This is a genomic window from Flavicella sp. IMCC45668, assembly GCF_057219105.1.
Genome location: NZ_CM170114.1, coordinates 1030473 through 1048426, shown reverse-complemented (window position 1 = coordinate 1048426; position 17954 = coordinate 1030473). Strand labels below are relative to the sequence as shown.

The following is a 17954-nucleotide window of genomic DNA, read 5'->3' as shown; positions in this document are numbered from 1 at the left end:
AAATAAATAATCAAAAAAATATTGAATAATATGTCTAACAAATTTGACGCCATTGTAATCGGTACCGGAATATCCGGAGGATGGGCTGCAAAAGAATTATGTGAGGGAGGTTTAAAGACCTTAGTTTTAGAACGCGGGAGAATGGTAAAGCATATTCAAGATTATCCTACCATGCACGAGGATGTTTGGGATGATACTCATCGTGAAAGGAGAACAAAGGAAGCGTCGAGAAATCAATTTAAGCAAGGAAGATTATGGGGTGGGTATGCTACCAATCCAGTTAGAAAACATTGGTTTGTTGATGATGTAAAACATCCTTATAATGAAAAGAAAAAGTTTGATTGGATTAGAGGCTATCATGTTGGTGGGCGCTCTATTATGTGGGGAAAGCAAACGTATCGATGGAGTGATTTGGATTTTGAAGCAAATAAGAAGGATGGGCATGGTGTAGATTGGCCAATTCGATATAAGGATATTGCTCCATGGTATGATATGGTTGAGGAGTATATCGGGGTATCTGGACAAAATTTAGGATTGGATCAGCTTCCTGACGGAAAGTTTTCTCCACCCATGGAGTTGAACTGCGTGGAGAAAGATCTGCAAAAGAAAATTACAGATTCCTTTGATGATAGACTTTTGACTATTGGAAGAGTTGCACATTTAACAGGAAATGCATTGCATGAGGGAAGATCTAACTGTCAATATAGAAATAGATGTGATAGAGGATGTCCTTTTGGTGGGTATTTTAGTAGTAACTCATCTACTATACCAGCAGCGGAAAGGACTGGAAATATGACATTAAGACCAAACTCCATTGCATATGAGATAGTGTATGATGAGAAAAGCCGAAAAGCTTCTGGAGTAAAAATTATTGATGCGATCACTAAAGAAAAATTATTTTTTGAGGCTGAAATTATTTTTAATTGTGCTTCTGCCATAGCGTCCGCAGGAATTTTATTACAATCGAAATCAAAACGTTTTCCAAATGGTTTAGGGAATGATAGTGGTGAATTAGGGCATAATGTGATGGATCATCATTATCAAGTAGGTGCTTCCGCATTGGTTGAGGGATTTGATGATTCTTATTATAAGGGACGCAGACCTAACGGGTTTTACATTCCGAGATTTCAGAACTTAAATGACAAAAGCGAAAAAAAGGAATATATAAGAGGTTTTGGGTATCAAGGCGCAGCGAGTAGAGGAAATTGGAAGCAGGCAATTTCAGAATTAAGTTTTGGAAAAAAATTGAAAGAAAAAATATTAAAACCTGGAACTTGGAGTGTTGGGATGGGTGCCTTTGGTGAGTGTTTGCCGTATCATGAAAATAAAATTTCTTTGAATTATGAAAAACTAGATGAATGGGGATTGCCAACAATCGATTTTGATGTGGAATACAAAGAAAACGAGATGAAAATGCGTGAGGATATGAAAAATCAGGCCGTTCAGATTTTAAAAAAAGCAGGCTATAAAAATGTTTGGGGATATAATAATGAAGCCATACCTGGTAAAGGGATTCATGAAATGGGAACTGCTAGGATGGGTAGAGATCCTAAAACATCAATATTGAACAAATACAATCAAATTCACACTGTTAAAAACGTCTACGTAACCGATGGTGCTTGTATGACATCTTCTGCTTGTCAAAACCCATCTTTAACATATATGGCATTAACGGCAAGGGCTGCAGATCATGCAATAAAGGAGTTTAAAAAAAATAATAAAGCATAAGTTATGGATAGAAGAAGTGCGCTGAAAAATTTAACCATGAGTTTGGGGTATGCAGTTGCAACACCTACTATCTTGAGTATTTTAAACGCTTGTAAAGAAGATTCAGAACTGTGGGAAACTAAATTTTTGACCAAGGAAGAACAGAGAGTAGTTACGGAACTAGTAGATATTATTATTCCATCTACTGAGATTGTAGGTGGATTGGATGTTAATGTTCCTCAGTTTTTGGATTTGATGTATAAGGATATAGAAACAGAAACAAATCAAAAGTTATTTAGGAATGGAGCTGTTGTTTTTGCTGATAAGTTTAAAGAGAGATTCGGAGTTTCTGTTTTGGAGGGAAAAAAGAAAGAGTTTGAAATTCTGTTAACTGAGTATTTTGATTTATCTGAAGAGGAGACAAAACAATTGTTGTGGTTTCAAAAAACTCCGATGCATAAAGTTTCTAGAGATAAGATGGAGTATTACAATGTGTATAAGTTTTTATTGTCCGTACGTTACTACGCCATTTTTGGGTATTGCACATCTGAAAAAGTAGGTGAAGAAGTGTTGAGTTATGATCCTATTCCGGGACAGTATAATGGGTGTATTTCTGTAGATGAGGTTGGGAATGCATGGTCAATTTAAAAAATATGAAAAAGATTTTAGTATTCGCGGTGGTTTCTTGTATGTTTTTGATTGCTTGTGATATAGGAAATAGAAAAACGAAAGGGGAGGCTAAGAAAAAGGAATGGGTGTCTTTGTTAGATGATAATTCTTTAAAAGGTTGGGTGGTAAAGATTACAGGCCGTCCTCTTGGTGAAAATTATAAAAATACTTTTCAAGTACATGATGGTGTTTTGTCTGTGAACTACGATTCATATGACACTTTTAATAATAATTTCGGTCATGTTTTTTACGACAAGGAGTATGCAAACTATAGGTTAAGAATGGAGTACCGTTTTATAGGAAGTCAATTAAAAGGCGGAGGTGGTTGGGCTAAAAGAAATAGTGGGATTATGGTTCATTGTGAAAATCCACGTCAGATGGGTCTTGATCAAAAGTTTCCTGTTTCATTGGAGGTTCAATTATTGGGAGGCTTGAACGATGGTGAGCGTCCTACAGGAAATGTTTGTACCCCGGGAACACATGTGGTAATTGACGGAGAGTTGGTAGAAAAACATTGTATTGATTCAAATTCTAAAACTTACAATGGAGATCAGTGGGTTAAAGTGGAAGTGGAGGTTAGGAATGATTCCATCATCAAACATTACATTAACAATGAATTGGTATTAGAGTATACTAATTTTGAGTTAGGGGGCAAGGTAGATGCAAATAAGGAATTATGGTTAAGCAAAGAAGGTAAACCTTTGAGTAAAGGCTTTATATCCTTGCAGAGCGAAAGTCATCCTTGTGAGTTTAGAAATATTGAAATTATGGAATTGTAAAAATGTTTATTTATAATTCTTTACTTACTCGTAGAGTTTTGAGGCTTGGTTAAATACCTCGTAGATAGTCTCAATTGCTATATCTTGGTCTAGGGGTATAGGTAGTATTTTGATTCTTGTTCTGTCTCCCTGAATTAAATTATGGTTTTCTAAGAGAAACCCTCTAGCAATTCCAATATAGGGTTCGTTGGTTTTTATATCTTTCCAGATGTAACAAAAGGGTTTCTTTTTATAGTAATAAGATGGTAAACCATATTTCCATTCTTCTGAAATATGGTCATTATAATTCAAAATAATATCGCGCAAAGCAAAAAGAACACTTCTATTCGGTTCTTTTTGTTTTAGGTAATAAGCTTCAATCTTTTCTTTCATGAGTACTAATATAAGGGAATGCCAAAATAAAACTCCAGTACCTTGGCTTTGAAGAAATAATCGTATTTGGATCGAATGACATCATTTTCGGCATTTTCATACCGCAATCTTGCCAAGCTATAATCAAAAGAATTCATGAGTCCTAGATCAAATTTTTCTTGAGAGTAGCGGAAAGATTCTTTTCTCGCAGCCAATGTCTTTTCGGAAGCTTCAAAAACCGCATAGGCGGATAGTACATCATTATAACTTTGGTTGACTTTACTTTTTAAATCAATTTTCGCTTGTTCTAACGCTAATTTGCTTTTTTCTAGGTTGATTTTAGAACGTCTCACACCATTAGAGTTGTCTAGTCTATTGAAAATCGGAATATTTAGCCTTAGCCCGATAGAGTGGTTGGCTCTGTCCGATATTTGTTGATCAAAGCTAGGAGGGGTGTAAAGTTCTGATTGAAAATAACTCGTATTAAAAGAGTATCCAGCCGATAAAGTTGGATGGTAAATCCCTTTGGAAAGTTTTAAGTTGTCCTCACTTATTTCTACAGTAATTTCAGCATTTTTAATATCATTTCTTGTTTCCAAAGCCTTAAGGTAAATTTCAAAAGGTGTTTTTTCAAGTATTGTGGTAGAAGCAATTTCGATAGAATCTGTAATTCTAAAGGATTTGTAGTCTACGATAGAAAGGATATTAGCGAGGTTTATTTGTGAGATTCTAACTTGGTTCTCTGAATTGATTATTTGCTGGCTTTGGGTAGCAAGATTGGATTCAAATTCTAGCAAATCCCCTTTGGGTATTGTACCAGCCTCAGCCAATTCTTTACTTCTATCATATTCAGCTTGATTGATTTCAAATTGTCGTTTGACTGTTTTAAGAGACTCTTTGTTAAAAGCTACTTGAAGGTAGGCGTTGATGATATTCAAGGATATATTATCCTTCATATCATCTAATTGGTACTGGTTTGCCAAAATTCCTAGGTTAGCCTTATGAAGTTGCCGAATGTTTCTTAATCCATCATATAGCATTACATTGGAGTTAACTCCAAGACTAGAATTTTGAGTTGTAGCTGTAACATTTAAATTTGTCGTAGGATCAGGATTCAATCCTGTATTCCAAGAATGTCCAATTGAAGTAGTTAAATTTGGTAAAAAATTCCCTACCGCACCTCTTTTATTTATTTCAGCAGTCTCAAGGTCAAGTTCGGATTGTTGGATAGAAATGTTATTTTCTAAGGCGTATAATATACAATCACTTAATGACCAGGTTTTTTGGGCGTACGTTGAAAAACAACAAAGAGAAAGCCCTAAGAGAAAAAGTTTTTTCATAATTAATTTTTCTTGTCGTTATCTTCTTTCGAGGCTTTGTTCCAAACTTTAATATTGTCTGATTCAGTTACTCCGGAAATAATTTCAACATTAATTCCATCAGAAATACCTAACTCTACATCTCTTTTTTCAAAATTTTGAGGTGTAGTTTCTATTTCAACAAAAGGTTTTTCAGTTTTTCTGTCGTATTGAAGTAATGCTTCTTTGATAGCTAAAATGTCTTCTTTTTTATCAAGAATTAATTCGGCATTGGCACTATATCCCGCTCTTACATAAGTAGAATCGTTAAGGGTCAATGCTGCTTTTATCTTGAATAAAACGGCACCTTGGTTTTCTGTTCCTTTTGGGGCAACAAAGTTTAATTTTGCTTTGTAACTAACTCCTTCAATGGCACCAATTTTAACATCTAGTATGGTTCCTTCTTTTAGTTTTCCAACTTCCGCTTCGTCAACATTTCCTTCAAAAATCATTTTATTTAAATCGGCAATGGAGGCTATAGTGGTACCAGCATTAAAATTATTACTTTCTATTACTTGATGCCCTACTTTTACAGGTATCTCTAAAATGGTTCCAGTAACAGTAGATCTAATATTTGTATTTGCAGAAGAAGATGCATTGGCAGATCCTACTTTGATAATTTTATAATCGCTTTCTGCATTATGTAGTTCTTGTTTAGCTTGATTATAATCTAATTCTATTTTATTGAAATTTTGAATTGCAATAACTCCTTTTTCAAGTAATTTTTTGTTTCTATCGTAATCAATTTTGATGTTGTTTAAGTTTAGTTCAGCACGTTTTATACGCCCCTGAGCCGTATTTAAGGCTTTTTCATTTGGGATGATTTTTATTTTCGCTAATAAATCACCTGTCTTTACAAAATTACCTTCCTCTACTAGAATTTCATCAATAATACCCGAGATTTGAGGTTTGATGTTAGTTTCATCTTCAGGAGTTACTTTACCTGTTGCTACTGATTTCTTTTCAATAGTGGTAATAAAGGCCGTGTTCGTTTTAAATTCTACTGCAGATTTGCTGTTCTTTTCTTTGAAAAACCATAATACATAGCCTAGCGCTCCTAGGATGGTAATTACAAGAATAATTTTAAATGCTTTTTTCATGTCAATTAAGAGTTTGTTTTGGTATTCATTTTTTCATCACTTACAATGACCCCGTCTTTAAGTCGTACCAAACGATCCGTTTGCTCAGCGATATCTTCTTCATGTGTAATCACAACAATTGTCATACCTTCTGCATTGATACCTTTTAAAATATCCATGACAGATTCCGTTGTTGTCGAGTCTAAGGCTCCAGTAGGTTCGTCTGCTAGAATTACTTTTGGTTTCGTGACCAAAGCACGTGCAATAGCAACTCGTTGTTTTTGACCACCAGAAAGTTCGTTCGGAAGATGTTTGGCCCAATCTTTAAGTCCTACTTTGTCCAGGTATTCTAATGCCATTTGTTGACGTTCTTTCTTTTTTATTCCTTTATAATATAAGGGTAAGGCAACATTTTCTACAGCAGTTTTATAAGAGATTAAATTGAATGATTGGAAAACAAAACCAAGAAATTTATTTCTTAAGATTGCTCCCTTTTTTTCATTCAAATCTTTGATTTCTTCATGGTTTAAGTAGTATTTACCTTCGTCATGAATATCTAATAAACCTAATATATTTAGCAAGGTTGATTTTCCAGATCCAGAGGCGCCCATAATTGCAATAAATTCTCCTTCCTTGATGTCTAAGTCTAGACCTTTTAACACATGCAGGGAGTCTTTTCCAACAGGATAAGATTTATGTAAGTTTTCAATTTTTATCATCTACAATTTTTTTATTCATCACTTAATGCTTCTATGGGTTTAATTCTTGTTGCTCTTCCAGCAGGAATCATACCGATGAGTGTTCCTAAAACGGTTAAACATAATACAGCAATCATAACAATAGGAATTGATACGGATGGATTCACAAGAGCTGCATCATCACCTTGTCCAAATTTTGAATCGACAAAAATCAAGATCAGTCCACCGGAAATGATACCTAATATACCAGCGATTAACGAGAGTGACAAGGCTTCCATAATGACTTGTCTTTTGATCATAATTGGTGTAGCACCTAAGGCACGTCTAATTCCGATTTCTTTGGTTCTTTCTGTAACGGTAATAAGCAGGATATTTCCAATAGCAAACACTCCGGCAATTAAAGTGGCAATTCCAACAAACCAAGTTAAAAATTGCATTCCTTTTAAGAAGCCAGTTATTTTTTTATACTCTTTACCAAAGTTGTAACTTCCAAAAGCTCTTGGGTCATCAGGCCTGATGCTTCCAAGGTTTTTTAAAAGTAACTTGGCATCTTTTTCTATCTGATTGATATCTTGGTTAGGGTATCCGGTAATCATTAACCAGCCAACACTGTCACCGGCATTAAATATTTGTTGGAAACAAGTGAATGGAATGTGTACACTATTTTCATTATCAAATTCTCCACTTTTAAAAACCCCAATCACATGAAAATTAATATTATTAATAAGAACATTAGAACCTACCGCTTCTTCATCTTTTTGATAAAGTTGTTTAAATATCTCTTCTGAAATTACTACAACTTTTCTTCTTTCTTTAATGTCTTTTTCATTGATGAAACGACCGAAACTCATATTCTTTTTCTGAACACGATTTAGGTGAGGGTAATCTCCAAAAACTGTAAAGTCCGCCGTTTCAAAATTTCTAGAAAGGGTTCCGTTTCTAGCGTGTCTAGGAACAACAAAGTCAACACCGGGAACTTCGTTTTTTATTTTTTCCATATCACTTAACTTGATACGAACTCTTCTGTTTTCTTGAAATCCTTTGAAAGGCATACTTGTTCTTTGTCCCCAAATAAATACACTATTTGTAGCTAAGTTTCCGAACAATCTATTAAAAGAGTTTTCCATTCCTTTTGCGCTACCTAAAAGTGTAACCAATAGAAATATCCCCCATGTAACTCCTATGATGGTAACCATAGTGCGCAGTTTGTTTTTACGAATACTTTCGTAAATTTCTTGCCAAGTATCACTTTCAAATAAAAACTTCATTTATTGTTATGGTTTAATCATTTCTTAATGCTACAATGGGTTTAATTCTAGCAGCTCTTTTTGCTGGTAAATATCCGGCGAGGCATCCAGCAATAATCAAAACAAACATTGCTGAAACTACAAGGCTAGAACTTACGCTGGGGTCTGTGATAAAATAATCTTCTAAGCTATTTCCAATTAACGAAAGAGTTCCAATACCTATGAGCATTCCGGCATATCCTGCAATAGAAGTGATGACAATGGATTCTAAAAGAATAATTATTACAATTGAACTAGGTTTGGCGCCCAATACTTTTCTAATTCCTAGTTCTTTAGTTCTTTCTTTAACAATGTATACCATAATATTGCTAATCCCAACAATCCCAGCAATAAGACTACCAAAACCAATAAAAATAACCATTAATCCAATCACAAAAGTCATTTGATTTATGTCTCTCCTGCGCTCAGCAAAATTAACGGTACGTATTGCTCTCTGGTCATTAGGGGCGACTGAAAACCTTTCTTTGAAATCTTCTGTTAATTTATTACTGAAAGCCAAGGTTTGGCTGTAATTCATTTTTGGATTGTAAGCAATTCTAATTTCTTTTATGTATTCTTTGTTTGAAAAAATACTTTGAGCTGTTGTTACAGGCATGTAAATCAAGCGTTCTTCGTTGTCACCGCCATCGTCTTCAAAGGTTCCAATGACCAGAAAAGAAATCCCTTGTAGGGTTATTTGTTTGCCGATAGGGTTCTTGTTTCCAAACAAGTCTTCTACTACCAATCTTCCAATAACTACATGTTTCAGTTTTTTGTCAATGTCATTATTGTTCAGATATCTCCCATAAACAACCTTCGTGTTTTCTAGGTATTGGTGATCAGGGTGTACTGCTCTAATATTGTATTCGTTCTTTTTTCCTTTAAAAGATCCAGTGAAGTTTTTGTATACACGAGCTGTGATATATTGAATCTTGTCGTCATATTTGTTCTTTACGTATTCATAGTCTTCATTAGTAAAATTGATTCTTTTACCAGTTTGGTTCCCCTTGTAGGGTTTAGATGTTCTACCAGATCTTATAAAAATAGTATTGCTAGCGTCATCAGAAAAGAAACCTGAAAAAGTATTTTGAAGACCATTAGAAATCCCTGATAAAAGTGTGAAAATCAGAATTGCAAATAAAATGGTAAAACCGGACAGAATGCTCCTAAGTTTATTTTTATTTATGCTTTGAAAAATTTCATTCCAAAGATCTGTGTTAAACATAGCAAGAACAGTCTAAGAGTTAGATTAATAGTTTGCTCAAATTTAATAATATATATGCTTGATAATCTGGAAAAACTGTAAAATTTTGTTAAAAACTGAAGTTTTAAAAATTTAGGTATTCTTCAAATGCTTGTTGTTGCTAGACTTTAGAACTATTAATTATCGTTTTTTTGATAAAACTTAAATTTTGTGCGTGTTAAATAAAGGATTTGAAGAAAATTCTAGCTTAGAAATTAGGAAATATTAAATCTTACTTTTGCTGCTCGCTGTTCAAGAAAATATCGATACTTTTGTTTTCTCACAAACTAAAAATAAACAAAACTTCTACTATGAGCGTTTTAGTAAATAAAGATTCAAAAATTATTGTTCAAGGATTCACAGGTAAGGAAGGTACTTTCCATGCAGGTCAAATGATTGATTACGGAACCAACGTTGTTGGTGGTGTAACTCCAGGAAAAGGAGGTCAAGAGCATTTAGGTAAGCCTGTATTTAATACAGTAGCAGATGCAGTTGAAAAAGCTGGTGCTGACACAACCTTAATTTTTGTTCCACCTGCGTTTGGTGCAGATGCTATTATGGAGGCTGCAGATGCAGGAATTAAAGTAATTATCTGTATCACAGAAGGAATTCCTACTGCTGATATGGTAAAAGTGAAAGCTTATTTAGAAGGAAAAGAAGCACGTTTAGTTGGACCTAACTGTCCAGGTGTTATTACTCCAGATGAAGCTAAGGTAGGGATTATGCCTGGGTTTATCTTTAAAAAAGGTAATGTAGGGATTGTTTCTAAATCAGGAACTTTAACTTATGAGGCTGCGGATCAAGTAGTGAAACAAGGTTTTGGAATTACAACTGCCATTGGTATTGGTGGAGATCCAATTATTGGTACTTCTACCAAAGAAGCTGTTGAATTATTGATGAACGATGAAGAGACAGAAGCAATTGTTATGATTGGTGAAATTGGAGGTCAGTTAGAAGCAGATGCTGCAAAATGGATCAAAGCAACGGGTAATAAAAAACCGGTTATTGGATTTATCGCAGGTCAAACGGCACCAGCTGGTAGAACAATGGGACATGCTGGAGCAATTGTTGGTGGAGCCGATGATACTGCACAGGCAAAAATGGCGATCTTAAGAGAAAATGGAATTCACGTAGTAGATTCACCAGCAAAAATCGGTGAAATGGTTGCTAGCGTGTTGAAATAATATAGGTTTTAAATCACCTGAAACGGTCTATATCTTTTATTAGGTATAGACCGTTTTGTTGTTTATATGTTTCGGTGTTAGTTAGTTGTTTGTTCATTTATTGTTTTTAGAATCATTCTATTAGTTGTTTGTGTCGGTTTGAGTATATTTGCTTCGAAATTAAAAATTTTGAAAATGAAACTTCTTGAAAACAAAACAGCATTAATTACTGGTGCAACTAGAGGAATTGGAAAAGGAATAGCGATTACCTTCGCAAAACAAGGTGCTAACGTAGCGTTTACATATAGCTCTTCAGTAGAAGCAGCAGAAGCCTTGGAAAAAGAATTAGAAGATCTTGGTGTAAAAGCTAAAGGATATCAATCTAACGCTGCAAAATTTGATGCGGCTCAAGAATTGGCGGCAGCAGTATTGAAAGAATTTGGGACTATAGATGTTTTGATTAACAATGCAGGTATTACAAAAGACAATTTATTAATGAGAATTAGTGAAGAAGATTTTGATAATGTAATTGAGGTGAACTTGAAGTCGGTTTTCAATTTAACGAAAGCTGTAATTCGTCCGATGATGAAGCAGAGAGCAGGTTCTATTATAAACATGAGTTCTGTAGTGGGGGTTCAAGGGAATGCAGGACAAACTAATTATGCTGCCTCGAAAGCAGGAATGCTTGGGTTTACAAAATCTGTAGCGTTGGAGTTAGGTTCAAGAAATATCCGTTGTAACTCGATTGCACCTGGTTTTATTGAGACTGAGATGACCGCAAAACTAGACGAGAAAGTTGTTGAAGGTTGGAGACAAGGAATTCCTTTAAAAAGAGGTGGTTCTCCAGAGGATATTGCCAACGCATGTGTGTTTTTAGCATCTGATATGTCAGCATATATCACAGGTCAAACATTGAATGTTGATGGTGGTATGATTACTGCCTAAAAATATATAGAACTTAAAAAGAAAGCTATTGCGATTGTTTGCAATAGCTTTCTTTGTTATATTTATATAAAAAACAACTATGGAGAGATCTACAATTGGACTTTTGAAATTTCAACCAGTTTTTCAATACCGAATATGGGGTGGTGAAAAATTAAAAACAGTTTTAGGAAAAAGCTATTCAGAGACTAAGATAGGGGAGAGTTGGGAAATTTCTGGTGTCTCCGGAAATGAAACAAAAGTTGTTCAAGGATCAATGAAAGGTGAAACACTCAAAACATTAACCGATAAGTTTGGGGCAGAATTTGTGGGAAAAAAGTGTTTTGATCATTATGGAACGGAATTCCCTATTTTGATAAAGTTTATCGATGCAGCAGCCCCTTTGTCTGTTCAGGTTCATCCGAATGATATTTTAGCAAAAGAACGTCATAATAGTCTTGGTAAAAACGAGATGTGGTTTATTATGGATTCTGAAATAGATGCCGAATTAATAGTAGGTTTCAATAAAAAAATGGATAAGGAATCTTATCAAGAGAGTCTTGCTAATAGAACTTTAATGTCTGATTTGAATTCATTGAAGGTTGAGAAAGGAGATCTTTATTATTTACCTGCGGGTAGGGTACACGCTATTGGTCAAGGTGTAATGTTAGCGGAAATTCAGCAAACTTCCGATGTGACTTATAGAGTGTATGATTATGATCGTGTAGATGGGTTGACGGGAAAGAAACGGGATTTACATGTGCAGGAATCAATAGATGCTATTGATTTTAAGGAAGTTGATGCATATAAAACATTGTATTCTAAAGAAGTCAATCAGTCAAACTTTATGGTTGATACACCATTTTTTAAAACAAATTATATACATGCATCTGAAGAAATGATTCTATCTTATAAGGAAAATGAATCTTTTAAAATTTATATATGCACAGAAGGAAAGGCTGTTTTTAAAATAAAAAATCAAGAGGTTGAGATAAAAAAAGGAGAAACGATTTTGTTGGCTGCAAATGAAAAAAGTTTGACTATCTTGCCATCGAATAATGTGGAGCTCTTGGAGGCTTCTTATTAAATAATCAACTAAAATAAAAATATGAGTGTAGTTATTATTAATAGTTTTGATGAGTACAAAGCTTTCGAAGGTAAAGTGATTGGAACTTCAGAATATTTAAAAATTTCACAAGACCAAATCGGTCAGTTTGCTGATGCAACATTAGATCATCAGTGGATCCACTTGGATAAAGAAAGAGCAGAAAAAGAAAGTCCGTTTAAAGCAACTATCGCACACGGATATTTAACCTTATCATTATTACCCTATTTATGGGAGCAAATTGCCGAGGTAAGAAATAATAAAATGATGGTTAACTATGGTATTGAGAATTTTAAATTCATCAAACCAGTTTTAGTAGATAGTGAGATTCGTTTGGTGGCATCTTTAAAATCAATTGTAGATTTGAGAGGGACATCGAAAGCAGTTTTAAATGTTACTATTGAAATAAAAGGAGAAAGAAAGCCTGCCGCACAAGGAGATATCATATTCTTGTATACATTTACGAATTAGATGACAGACTTAGATTTAAAAGAAAAAATAATGGCGAATATTGATATGTTCGCCATTTCTGATTTTTGTCCGAATGGAGGTTGGCCAAAATTTGACAATTTGTCTGTTAAAATCTACAAATCAGAGATACTTTCAGATGCGGTTTTATATGATCTAGAGTTGTTATACGATTGTCAAGTTGCTGGATGTTGTTTTATACCTGGTGGAGACAATTACACTAGGTTAAGAAAAAAAATAAAAATTTCTGACACCAAATTTTCGGTGCTGAATTAAAAATTAATTTTTAAATATATTAGTTATGAGTAATAGTCAATTAGATATACGTTTTCCAAAAGGAGGAGCTTTCTTTATCATAGTAGCCGTTTTTGCGGTGATATTTTTTTCAAAAGCAACGGTAACGATAGGTTCTGGTGAAGCAGGAGTGTTGTATAAAACTTTTGGAGGTGGGGTCGTAACAGATGAGCCTGCTTTAGGAGAGGGGTTTCATTTGGTTGCTCCTTGGAATAAAGTAATTATTTATGAAGTACGTCAACAAGAATTGTTAGAGAAAATGAAAGTTTTATCTTCGAATGGACTTGACATTCTTTTGGAGTTAAGTGCATGGTATCAACCAGATGCTAATCAACTTGGTTTGTTACATCAAAAGAAAGGACAGAGCTATTTAGATAGAGTTATCAAGCCTTCTATTAGGTCTGCTGCAAGAAGTGTGGTGGGGAGGTATACTCCAGAGCAAATTTATTCAAGTAAGAGAGATGCTATACAAGAAGAGATTTTTGAGGAAACAAAAATAATTTTGGATGAGCAGTTTGTACAGTTGAATGAGGTTTTGGTAAGAGACGTAACGTTACCACCTACTATTAAAACTGCGATTGAAAATAAATTAAAACAGGAACAAGAATTTTTGGAATATGAGTTTACTATTCAGAAAGCTCAAAAAGAAGCAGAAAGACAAAGAATTGATGCAGAGGGTAAGGCAGCAGCAAACCGAATATTAAATCAATCTTTGACAGATAATATTTTAAAAGAAAAAGGTATTCAGGCCACGGTTGAATTGGCAAAATCTCCTAATTCAAAGGTTATTGTTGTAGGAAGTGGTAAAGAAGGTTTGCCATTAATTTTAGGAAATAATTAAAATGGATAAAAGACAGAAAATAAATATTGCACTTGCAGTATTGTATGTTTTATTCGCTGTAGTTCAGTTAAATGATCCAGATCCAATAGAGTGGTTTTTGTTGTACTTTTTGGTGGCGGTATTTTGTGTTGTTGCGAATTATGTTGTACTTCCCAAAAAACTGTTGTTAGGATTAATTGTAGCTTATGTATTGTATTCAGGTTATTATTTTTCTTATTTCATGGACTGGATTCAAATAGAACACAAAGAAGAGCTCTTTGGTAAAATGGTTTATGAAAAACCTTATTTAGAGGGAACACGTGAGTTTTTAGGTCTATTGATAGCCGCAGCAGGTTTGTTGCATTTATACTTAAAGGGTTCTTTAGAAAAACAAGCAATCAATTGATGTTTTTTGCAACAAAATAACCAGTAGCAAAACACCCTTGTAATAAATAACCACCCGTTATGGTGTCCCAATCAAACATTTCCCCAGCAATATATATGTTGGGGATTTTTTTTAGAGATAGTTTAGGGGTCAACTCTTCAAGAGAGATACCACCTGTAGTTGAGATAGCTTCTTCAATTGGTCTAAGTCCTTTAATGGGAATGTCAAGTTTTTTTAAAGCTTTTACAAATAGAGTAGGAGTGGTATAAGTTTCTTTGTCGGTAAAAGATTTTAGAAAAGCTATCTGTGTTTTGTTTAATTTAAAAAGGTAACCATAGTTTTTAGGCTTAGTTCTGTTGGTTAGTTTTGAGAGCAATTCTTCTTCGGAGTTAAATGGTTTTAGATCGATTGAAATAAAGGATTGTCCGTTTTTTAGAAGTTGACCAAGTTGACTTGCTAGTGGGTAAATAGCATTTCCTTCAAGCCCATAAGATGAAATTACAGCTTCTCCCTTTATGCTTTTGTTTTGTAATGTGATTTTAATGTTTTTTAAAGGAGTGCCGATGTGATTTTTGATGGGTTTTGATTCATAATCAACAAGAACACCACAATTTGAGGGTTGAAAAGGAGTAATTTTAATATTGTTTTTCTGCATAGCTTTAACCCATGAGCCATCTGAACCCGTAACAGACCACGAAGCACCTCCTAAGGCAAAAATACATATGTCGAATTGTTTGGTGAAAGTAGTTGTTTTGTTTTTGATACAAATAGACTCTTTGTTAAAGTTTATTATTTCGTGCTCAACTAAAACATCAACATTTTGATTAATTAGTTTTTGTTTTATTGCATTTAAAACTTCAATTGGTTTTATTCCTTTCTTAGGGAATATTCTACCGCTCGATCCTGTGTATGTTGGTATACCAAGCTCCGCTAGCCAATTGGTGGTAGCTTTAGAATCGAAAGATTTTAAAATATTAGAGAATATAGAAGTCGGTGTATAATTTTCAAATAACTCCTCTCCGATTTTGTCATTACTAAGATTAAATCCACCTTTCCCTGCAACTAAAAATTTACGCCCTAATGTTTTTCCCTTTTCGTAAAGAGTTACTTTGTGTAATTTGCTTAGTTCAACGGCAGCCATCATCCCAGCAGGTCCACCACCCACAATAATAATATTTTTAGCTTGTTGTTGTTTCATAGTAATTGTTATTCAATTACGTTGACTTCAATTTCAAGATTAATTTCGAAGGTTGAAAAAATTGTAGCTTGAATTTTTTTCGCCAAGGCGTATATTTCCTTTCCTGTGGCGTTACCATAATTCACAAGCACCAAAGCTTGGTTTTTATGGGACCCAGTTTCACCAATGCGTTTTCCTTTAAAGCCAGACTGTTCAATAAGCCAACCAGCAGGAATTTTAACGGAATTGTTATCTACAGAATAGGAGGGAATGTTTGGGTGCAAGGATTTCAATTTTTCAAAATGAGAAATTGAAATAATGGGGTTTTTAAAAAAACTTCCGCTGTTCCCAATTTCTTTTGGATTAGGGAGTTTTGAATTTCTTATGTTTATTACAGCATCGCTTATACTTTTTATAGATGGGGTTGCGATATTGAGTGCGTTAAGTTCGGATTGAATAGCTCCATAAGAGTAATTTAATTTATGTTCTTTTTTTGTGAGTAAAAATGAAACTTCAATGATTATATATTTACCCTTTAAAGAATTTTTGAAAACAGAATTTCTGTAACCGAAATCACATTCAAAGTTTTTGAAAATTCGGATTTCACCGGTTTCTATTTCAATGGCAGTTACACTATCAATAGTATCTTTCACTTCCACACCATAGGCACCAATATTTTGGATTGGACAAGTACCAACATTACCAGGAATTAACGATAAGTTTTCTAAACCTCCTAAATTATGGTCGATGCACCATAGTACAAATTCATGCCAATTTTCACCCGCTTTGGCCTTAACTAAAGTCTCAGTTGAATTGATGTTTTTGGTTTCAATTCCTTTTAAATTCAAGTGAACTACGAGCTTGGAAATATCATTAACTAAAAGCAAATTACTTCCTCCGCTTAGTATAAATACGTCTTTTTCATTCTCTAAGACTTCCTGGAGCTCCTCTATTGTAGAAACGGATATATAGCTTTTGGCTAAAACATCAATCCCGAAAGTATTATAGTTTTTAAGTGAATAATTTTGTTGAATTTGCATCTAGTTAAAAAACTTAGTTTTTGTTGTATTGGTTCAAAGCTAATTTTAATATTTCTACAGATCTAATTAAGTCTTTTTTATTTAGAACATAAGCAATTCTAATTTGTGATTTACCAATGTCTTTTGTCGTGTAAAAGCCGCTGGCAGGTGCAACCATTAAGGTCTCTTTTTTGTCTGAGAATTTTTCTAACATCCATTGTGCAAATACATCAGTATCTTCAACAGGTAGTTGAACAATACAATAAAAAGCTCCTTGTGGTGTGAATACTTTTATCCCCTCAATCTTTTGTAATTGCTCTACAAGTATGTTTCGTCGTTCTGTGTATTCCTTTACCACTTCAGTGAAATAACTTTGAGGTGTCTCTAAAGCAGCCTCAGCAGCAATTTGTGCATACGTAGGTGGACTTAATCTTGATTGAGCCATTTTCATAATCGTATCTAGGAAATCTTTGTTTTTGGATACGATACAGCCGATTCTAGCACCACACATACTATATCTTTTTGAGATGGAATCTATCATGATGGCATTTTGATCCATTCCTTCTTCATTCAAGATGGAATAGTGGGTAGAGTCATCATAAACAAACTCTCTATAAACTTCATCTGCAATTAAAAACAAATCGTATTTAATGGCAAGTTCTTTCAATTGATGAATATCTTTTTTCGAATAAACCACACCAGTTGGATTCCCTGGGTTGCATATCAAAATAGCCTTTGTGTTTTTTGTAATCACTTTTTCAAAATCAGAAATTTTTGGCAAAGCAAAATTTTCGTCAATGGTTGAGGTAATCGGAACCACGTTTACACCTTCTGCTATGGCAAAACTGTTATAGTTAGCATAGAATGGCTCAGGAATGATAATTTCATCATGTGGATCTGTAATACAAGCAATAGTAAACAATAAAGCTTCAGAAGCACCTGTAGTTACTAAAATATTTTCTTTTTCTATTAAGATGTCATGTTGACTGTAGTATTGCGCAAGTTTTTCACGGTACTGCTCAGAACCATTTGATGTAGTATAGCCAAGAATTTCAATAGAATTATTTTTTACAGCATCTAAGGCAACTTTTGGCGTGTGAATGTCAGGTTGACCAATATTTAAATGATAAATATGGACTCCTTTTTTCTGTGCTGCCTCAGCATAGGGAACCAGTTTTCGTATTGGCGATTCTGGCGTTAAAATTCCCTTTTTAGATATTTGTGGCATGCTTATGTTTTTGTGAAAATTGTAATTTAAAATAGCGTACAAATTTAATTTTTTTAGCTTAAAAGCCTCAATAATAGCTTGTTTTTTTTGAGAAAAAATAGAATTCTTTTGTAACTTAGAAAAAAAATGAACCTAGTGAAGAAAATAGCCTGCATATTTCTTTTGTTTCTTGCTTTTTCTGTGAAGGCACAAAAGATTTCAAAT

General features: G+C 34.0%; 19 protein-coding genes. 10 read left to right on the top strand and 9 right to left on the bottom strand.

Going from position 1 to position 17954, the window contains the following annotated elements; all coding sequences use genetic code 11:
* Positions 1 to 30 precede the first annotated feature (30 nt).
* From AC2DZ0_RS04925 to AC2DZ0_RS04915, 3 genes are read left to right on the top strand one after another with little or no spacing between them, the layout of a single operon-like run.
* The gene (locus tag AC2DZ0_RS04925; RefSeq protein WP_484644045.1) at positions 31 to 1728 is read left to right on the top strand and encodes a GMC oxidoreductase; all 1698 of its coding nucleotides are present in this window, start codon (positions 31 to 33) and stop codon (positions 1726 to 1728) included.
* 3 nt (positions 1729 to 1731) lie between these two features.
* Positions 1732 to 2355, top strand: coding sequence for a gluconate 2-dehydrogenase subunit 3 family protein (locus AC2DZ0_RS04920; protein WP_484644043.1), 624 nt, complete (start codon positions 1732 to 1734; stop codon positions 2353 to 2355).
* Between the two features lie 5 nt (positions 2356 to 2360).
* Positions 2361 to 3155, top strand: coding sequence for a 3-keto-disaccharide hydrolase (locus tag AC2DZ0_RS04915; protein ID WP_484644041.1), 795 nt, complete (start codon positions 2361 to 2363; stop codon positions 3153 to 3155).
* Between the two features lie 24 nt (positions 3156 to 3179).
* Here the strand turns inward: AC2DZ0_RS04915 and AC2DZ0_RS04910 are convergent, their stop codons facing one another.
* The 6 genes from AC2DZ0_RS04910 to AC2DZ0_RS04885 are packed head-to-tail and all read right to left on the bottom strand — an operon-like array spanning position 3180 to position 9152.
* Complete coding sequence (locus AC2DZ0_RS04910; RefSeq protein WP_484644039.1) at positions 3180 to 3527, bottom strand: DUF1801 domain-containing protein; 348 nt, start codon at positions 3525 to 3527, stop codon at positions 3180 to 3182.
* Between the two features lie 5 nt (positions 3528 to 3532).
* Positions 3533 to 4846, bottom strand: a complete 1314-nt coding sequence (locus tag AC2DZ0_RS04905; RefSeq protein WP_484644037.1) for a TolC family protein — start codon at positions 4844 to 4846, stop codon at positions 3533 to 3535.
* Between the two features lie 2 nt (positions 4847 to 4848).
* The gene (locus AC2DZ0_RS04900; protein WP_484644035.1) at positions 4849 to 5964 is read right to left on the bottom strand and encodes an efflux RND transporter periplasmic adaptor subunit; all 1116 of its coding nucleotides are present in this window, start codon (positions 5962 to 5964) and stop codon (positions 4849 to 4851) included.
* 5 nt (positions 5965 to 5969) lie between these two features.
* Positions 5970 to 6662 (bottom strand): ABC transporter ATP-binding protein, encoded by a 693-nt coding sequence (locus tag AC2DZ0_RS04895; RefSeq protein WP_484644033.1) that lies wholly within the window; start codon positions 6660 to 6662, stop codon positions 5970 to 5972.
* Between the two features lie 11 nt (positions 6663 to 6673).
* Entirely contained in the window at positions 6674 to 7909 is a 1236-nt protein-coding gene (locus AC2DZ0_RS04890) for an ABC transporter permease (RefSeq protein WP_484491898.1), read from the bottom strand.
* 13 nt (positions 7910 to 7922) lie between these two features.
* Entirely contained in the window at positions 7923 to 9152 is a 1230-nt protein-coding gene (locus AC2DZ0_RS04885; RefSeq protein WP_484644031.1) for an ABC transporter permease, read from the bottom strand.
* A 329-nt stretch (positions 9153 to 9481) separates the two neighbouring features.
* Here AC2DZ0_RS04885 and sucD point away from each other — a divergent pair, with 329 nt between their 5' ends.
* The 7 genes from sucD to AC2DZ0_RS04850 all read left to right on the top strand — a co-directional run bounded on the left by sucD (position 9482) and on the right by AC2DZ0_RS04850 (position 14347).
* Positions 9482 to 10354, top strand: a complete 873-nt coding sequence (sucD, locus tag AC2DZ0_RS04880; protein ID WP_484491896.1) for a succinate--CoA ligase subunit alpha — start codon at positions 9482 to 9484, stop codon at positions 10352 to 10354.
* Between the two features lie 174 nt (positions 10355 to 10528).
* Complete coding sequence (gene fabG, locus AC2DZ0_RS04875) at positions 10529 to 11278, top strand: 3-oxoacyl-[acyl-carrier-protein] reductase (protein ID WP_484644029.1); 750 nt, start codon at positions 10529 to 10531, stop codon at positions 11276 to 11278.
* Between the two features lie 79 nt (positions 11279 to 11357).
* Positions 11358 to 12341 (top strand): type I phosphomannose isomerase catalytic subunit, encoded by a 984-nt coding sequence (locus AC2DZ0_RS04870; RefSeq protein WP_484644028.1) that lies wholly within the window; start codon positions 11358 to 11360, stop codon positions 12339 to 12341.
* 21 nt (positions 12342 to 12362) lie between these two features.
* Entirely contained in the window at positions 12363 to 12830 is a 468-nt protein-coding gene (locus tag AC2DZ0_RS04865) for a MaoC family dehydratase (RefSeq protein ID WP_484491893.1), read from the top strand.
* On the top strand, positions 12831 to 13103 hold the full coding sequence (locus tag AC2DZ0_RS04860) for a hypothetical protein (protein ID WP_484491892.1): 273 nt from the start codon (positions 12831 to 12833) through the stop codon (positions 13101 to 13103).
* A gap of 25 nt (positions 13104 to 13128) precedes the next feature.
* Positions 13129 to 13962: a prohibitin family protein gene (locus AC2DZ0_RS04855; RefSeq protein WP_484644026.1), complete on the top strand. Its 834-nt coding sequence runs from the start codon at positions 13129 to 13131 to the stop codon at positions 13960 to 13962.
* A gap of 1 nt (position 13963) precedes the next feature.
* Complete coding sequence (locus AC2DZ0_RS04850) at positions 13964 to 14347, top strand: transmembrane 220 family protein (protein ID WP_484644024.1); 384 nt, start codon at positions 13964 to 13966, stop codon at positions 14345 to 14347.
* Here the strand turns inward: AC2DZ0_RS04850 and AC2DZ0_RS04845 are convergent.
* The 3 genes from AC2DZ0_RS04845 to AC2DZ0_RS04835 are packed head-to-tail and all read right to left on the bottom strand — an operon-like array spanning position 14340 to position 17750.
* Entirely contained in the window at positions 14340 to 15524 is a 1185-nt protein-coding gene (locus AC2DZ0_RS04845; protein WP_484644023.1) for a BaiN/RdsA family NAD(P)/FAD-dependent oxidoreductase, read from the bottom strand. The two genes, AC2DZ0_RS04850 and AC2DZ0_RS04845, sit on opposite strands and share 8 nt — an antisense overlap.
* Positions 15525 to 15532: 8 nt before the next feature.
* Complete coding sequence (murB, locus tag AC2DZ0_RS04840) at positions 15533 to 16543, bottom strand: UDP-N-acetylmuramate dehydrogenase (RefSeq protein ID WP_484644021.1); 1011 nt, start codon at positions 16541 to 16543, stop codon at positions 15533 to 15535.
* A gap of 13 nt (positions 16544 to 16556) precedes the next feature.
* Positions 16557 to 17750, bottom strand: coding sequence for a pyridoxal phosphate-dependent aminotransferase (locus AC2DZ0_RS04835; RefSeq protein WP_484644020.1), 1194 nt, complete (start codon positions 17748 to 17750; stop codon positions 16557 to 16559).
* Positions 17751 to 17954: the final 204 nt, after the last annotated feature.

Bases quoted from the DNA above. Each gene is read 5' to 3' on its own strand.
- AC2DZ0_RS04925 (WP_484644045.1), top strand. From the start codon at position 31: ATGTCTAACAAATTTGACGCCATTGTAATCGGTACCGGAATATCCGGA.
- AC2DZ0_RS04920 (WP_484644043.1), top strand. From the start codon at position 1,732: ATGGATAGAAGAAGTGCGCTGAAAAATTTAACCATGAGTTTGGGGTAT.
- AC2DZ0_RS04915 (WP_484644041.1), top strand. From the start codon at position 2,361: ATGAAAAAGATTTTAGTATTCGCGGTGGTTTCTTGTATGTTTTTGATT.
- AC2DZ0_RS04910 (WP_484644039.1), bottom strand. From the start codon at position 3,527: ATGAAAGAAAAGATTGAAGCTTATTACCTAAAACAAAAAGAACCGAAT.
- AC2DZ0_RS04905 (WP_484644037.1), bottom strand. From the start codon at position 4,846: ATGAAAAAACTTTTTCTCTTAGGGCTTTCTCTTTGTTGTTTTTCAACG.
- AC2DZ0_RS04900 (WP_484644035.1), bottom strand. From the start codon at position 5,964: ATGAAAAAAGCATTTAAAATTATTCTTGTAATTACCATCCTAGGAGCG.
- AC2DZ0_RS04895 (WP_484644033.1), bottom strand. From the start codon at position 6,662: ATGATAAAAATTGAAAACTTACATAAATCTTATCCTGTTGGAAAAGAC.
- AC2DZ0_RS04890 (WP_484491898.1), bottom strand. From the start codon at position 7,909: ATGAAGTTTTTATTTGAAAGTGATACTTGGCAAGAAATTTACGAAAGT.
- AC2DZ0_RS04885 (WP_484644031.1), bottom strand. From the start codon at position 9,152: ATGTTTAACACAGATCTTTGGAATGAAATTTTTCAAAGCATAAATAAA.
- sucD (WP_484491896.1), top strand. From the start codon at position 9,482: ATGAGCGTTTTAGTAAATAAAGATTCAAAAATTATTGTTCAAGGATTC.
- fabG (WP_484644029.1), top strand. From the start codon at position 10,529: ATGAAACTTCTTGAAAACAAAACAGCATTAATTACTGGTGCAACTAGA.
- AC2DZ0_RS04870 (WP_484644028.1), top strand. From the start codon at position 11,358: ATGGAGAGATCTACAATTGGACTTTTGAAATTTCAACCAGTTTTTCAA.
- AC2DZ0_RS04865 (WP_484491893.1), top strand. From the start codon at position 12,363: ATGAGTGTAGTTATTATTAATAGTTTTGATGAGTACAAAGCTTTCGAA.
- AC2DZ0_RS04860 (WP_484491892.1), top strand. From the start codon at position 12,831: ATGACAGACTTAGATTTAAAAGAAAAAATAATGGCGAATATTGATATG.
- AC2DZ0_RS04855 (WP_484644026.1), top strand. From the start codon at position 13,129: ATGAGTAATAGTCAATTAGATATACGTTTTCCAAAAGGAGGAGCTTTC.
- AC2DZ0_RS04850 (WP_484644024.1), top strand. From the start codon at position 13,964: ATGGATAAAAGACAGAAAATAAATATTGCACTTGCAGTATTGTATGTT.
- AC2DZ0_RS04845 (WP_484644023.1), bottom strand. From the start codon at position 15,524: ATGAAACAACAACAAGCTAAAAATATTATTATTGTGGGTGGTGGACCT.
- murB (WP_484644021.1), bottom strand. From the start codon at position 16,543: ATGCAAATTCAACAAAATTATTCACTTAAAAACTATAATACTTTCGGG.
- AC2DZ0_RS04835 (WP_484644020.1), bottom strand. From the start codon at position 17,750: ATGCCACAAATATCTAAAAAGGGAATTTTAACGCCAGAATCGCCAATA.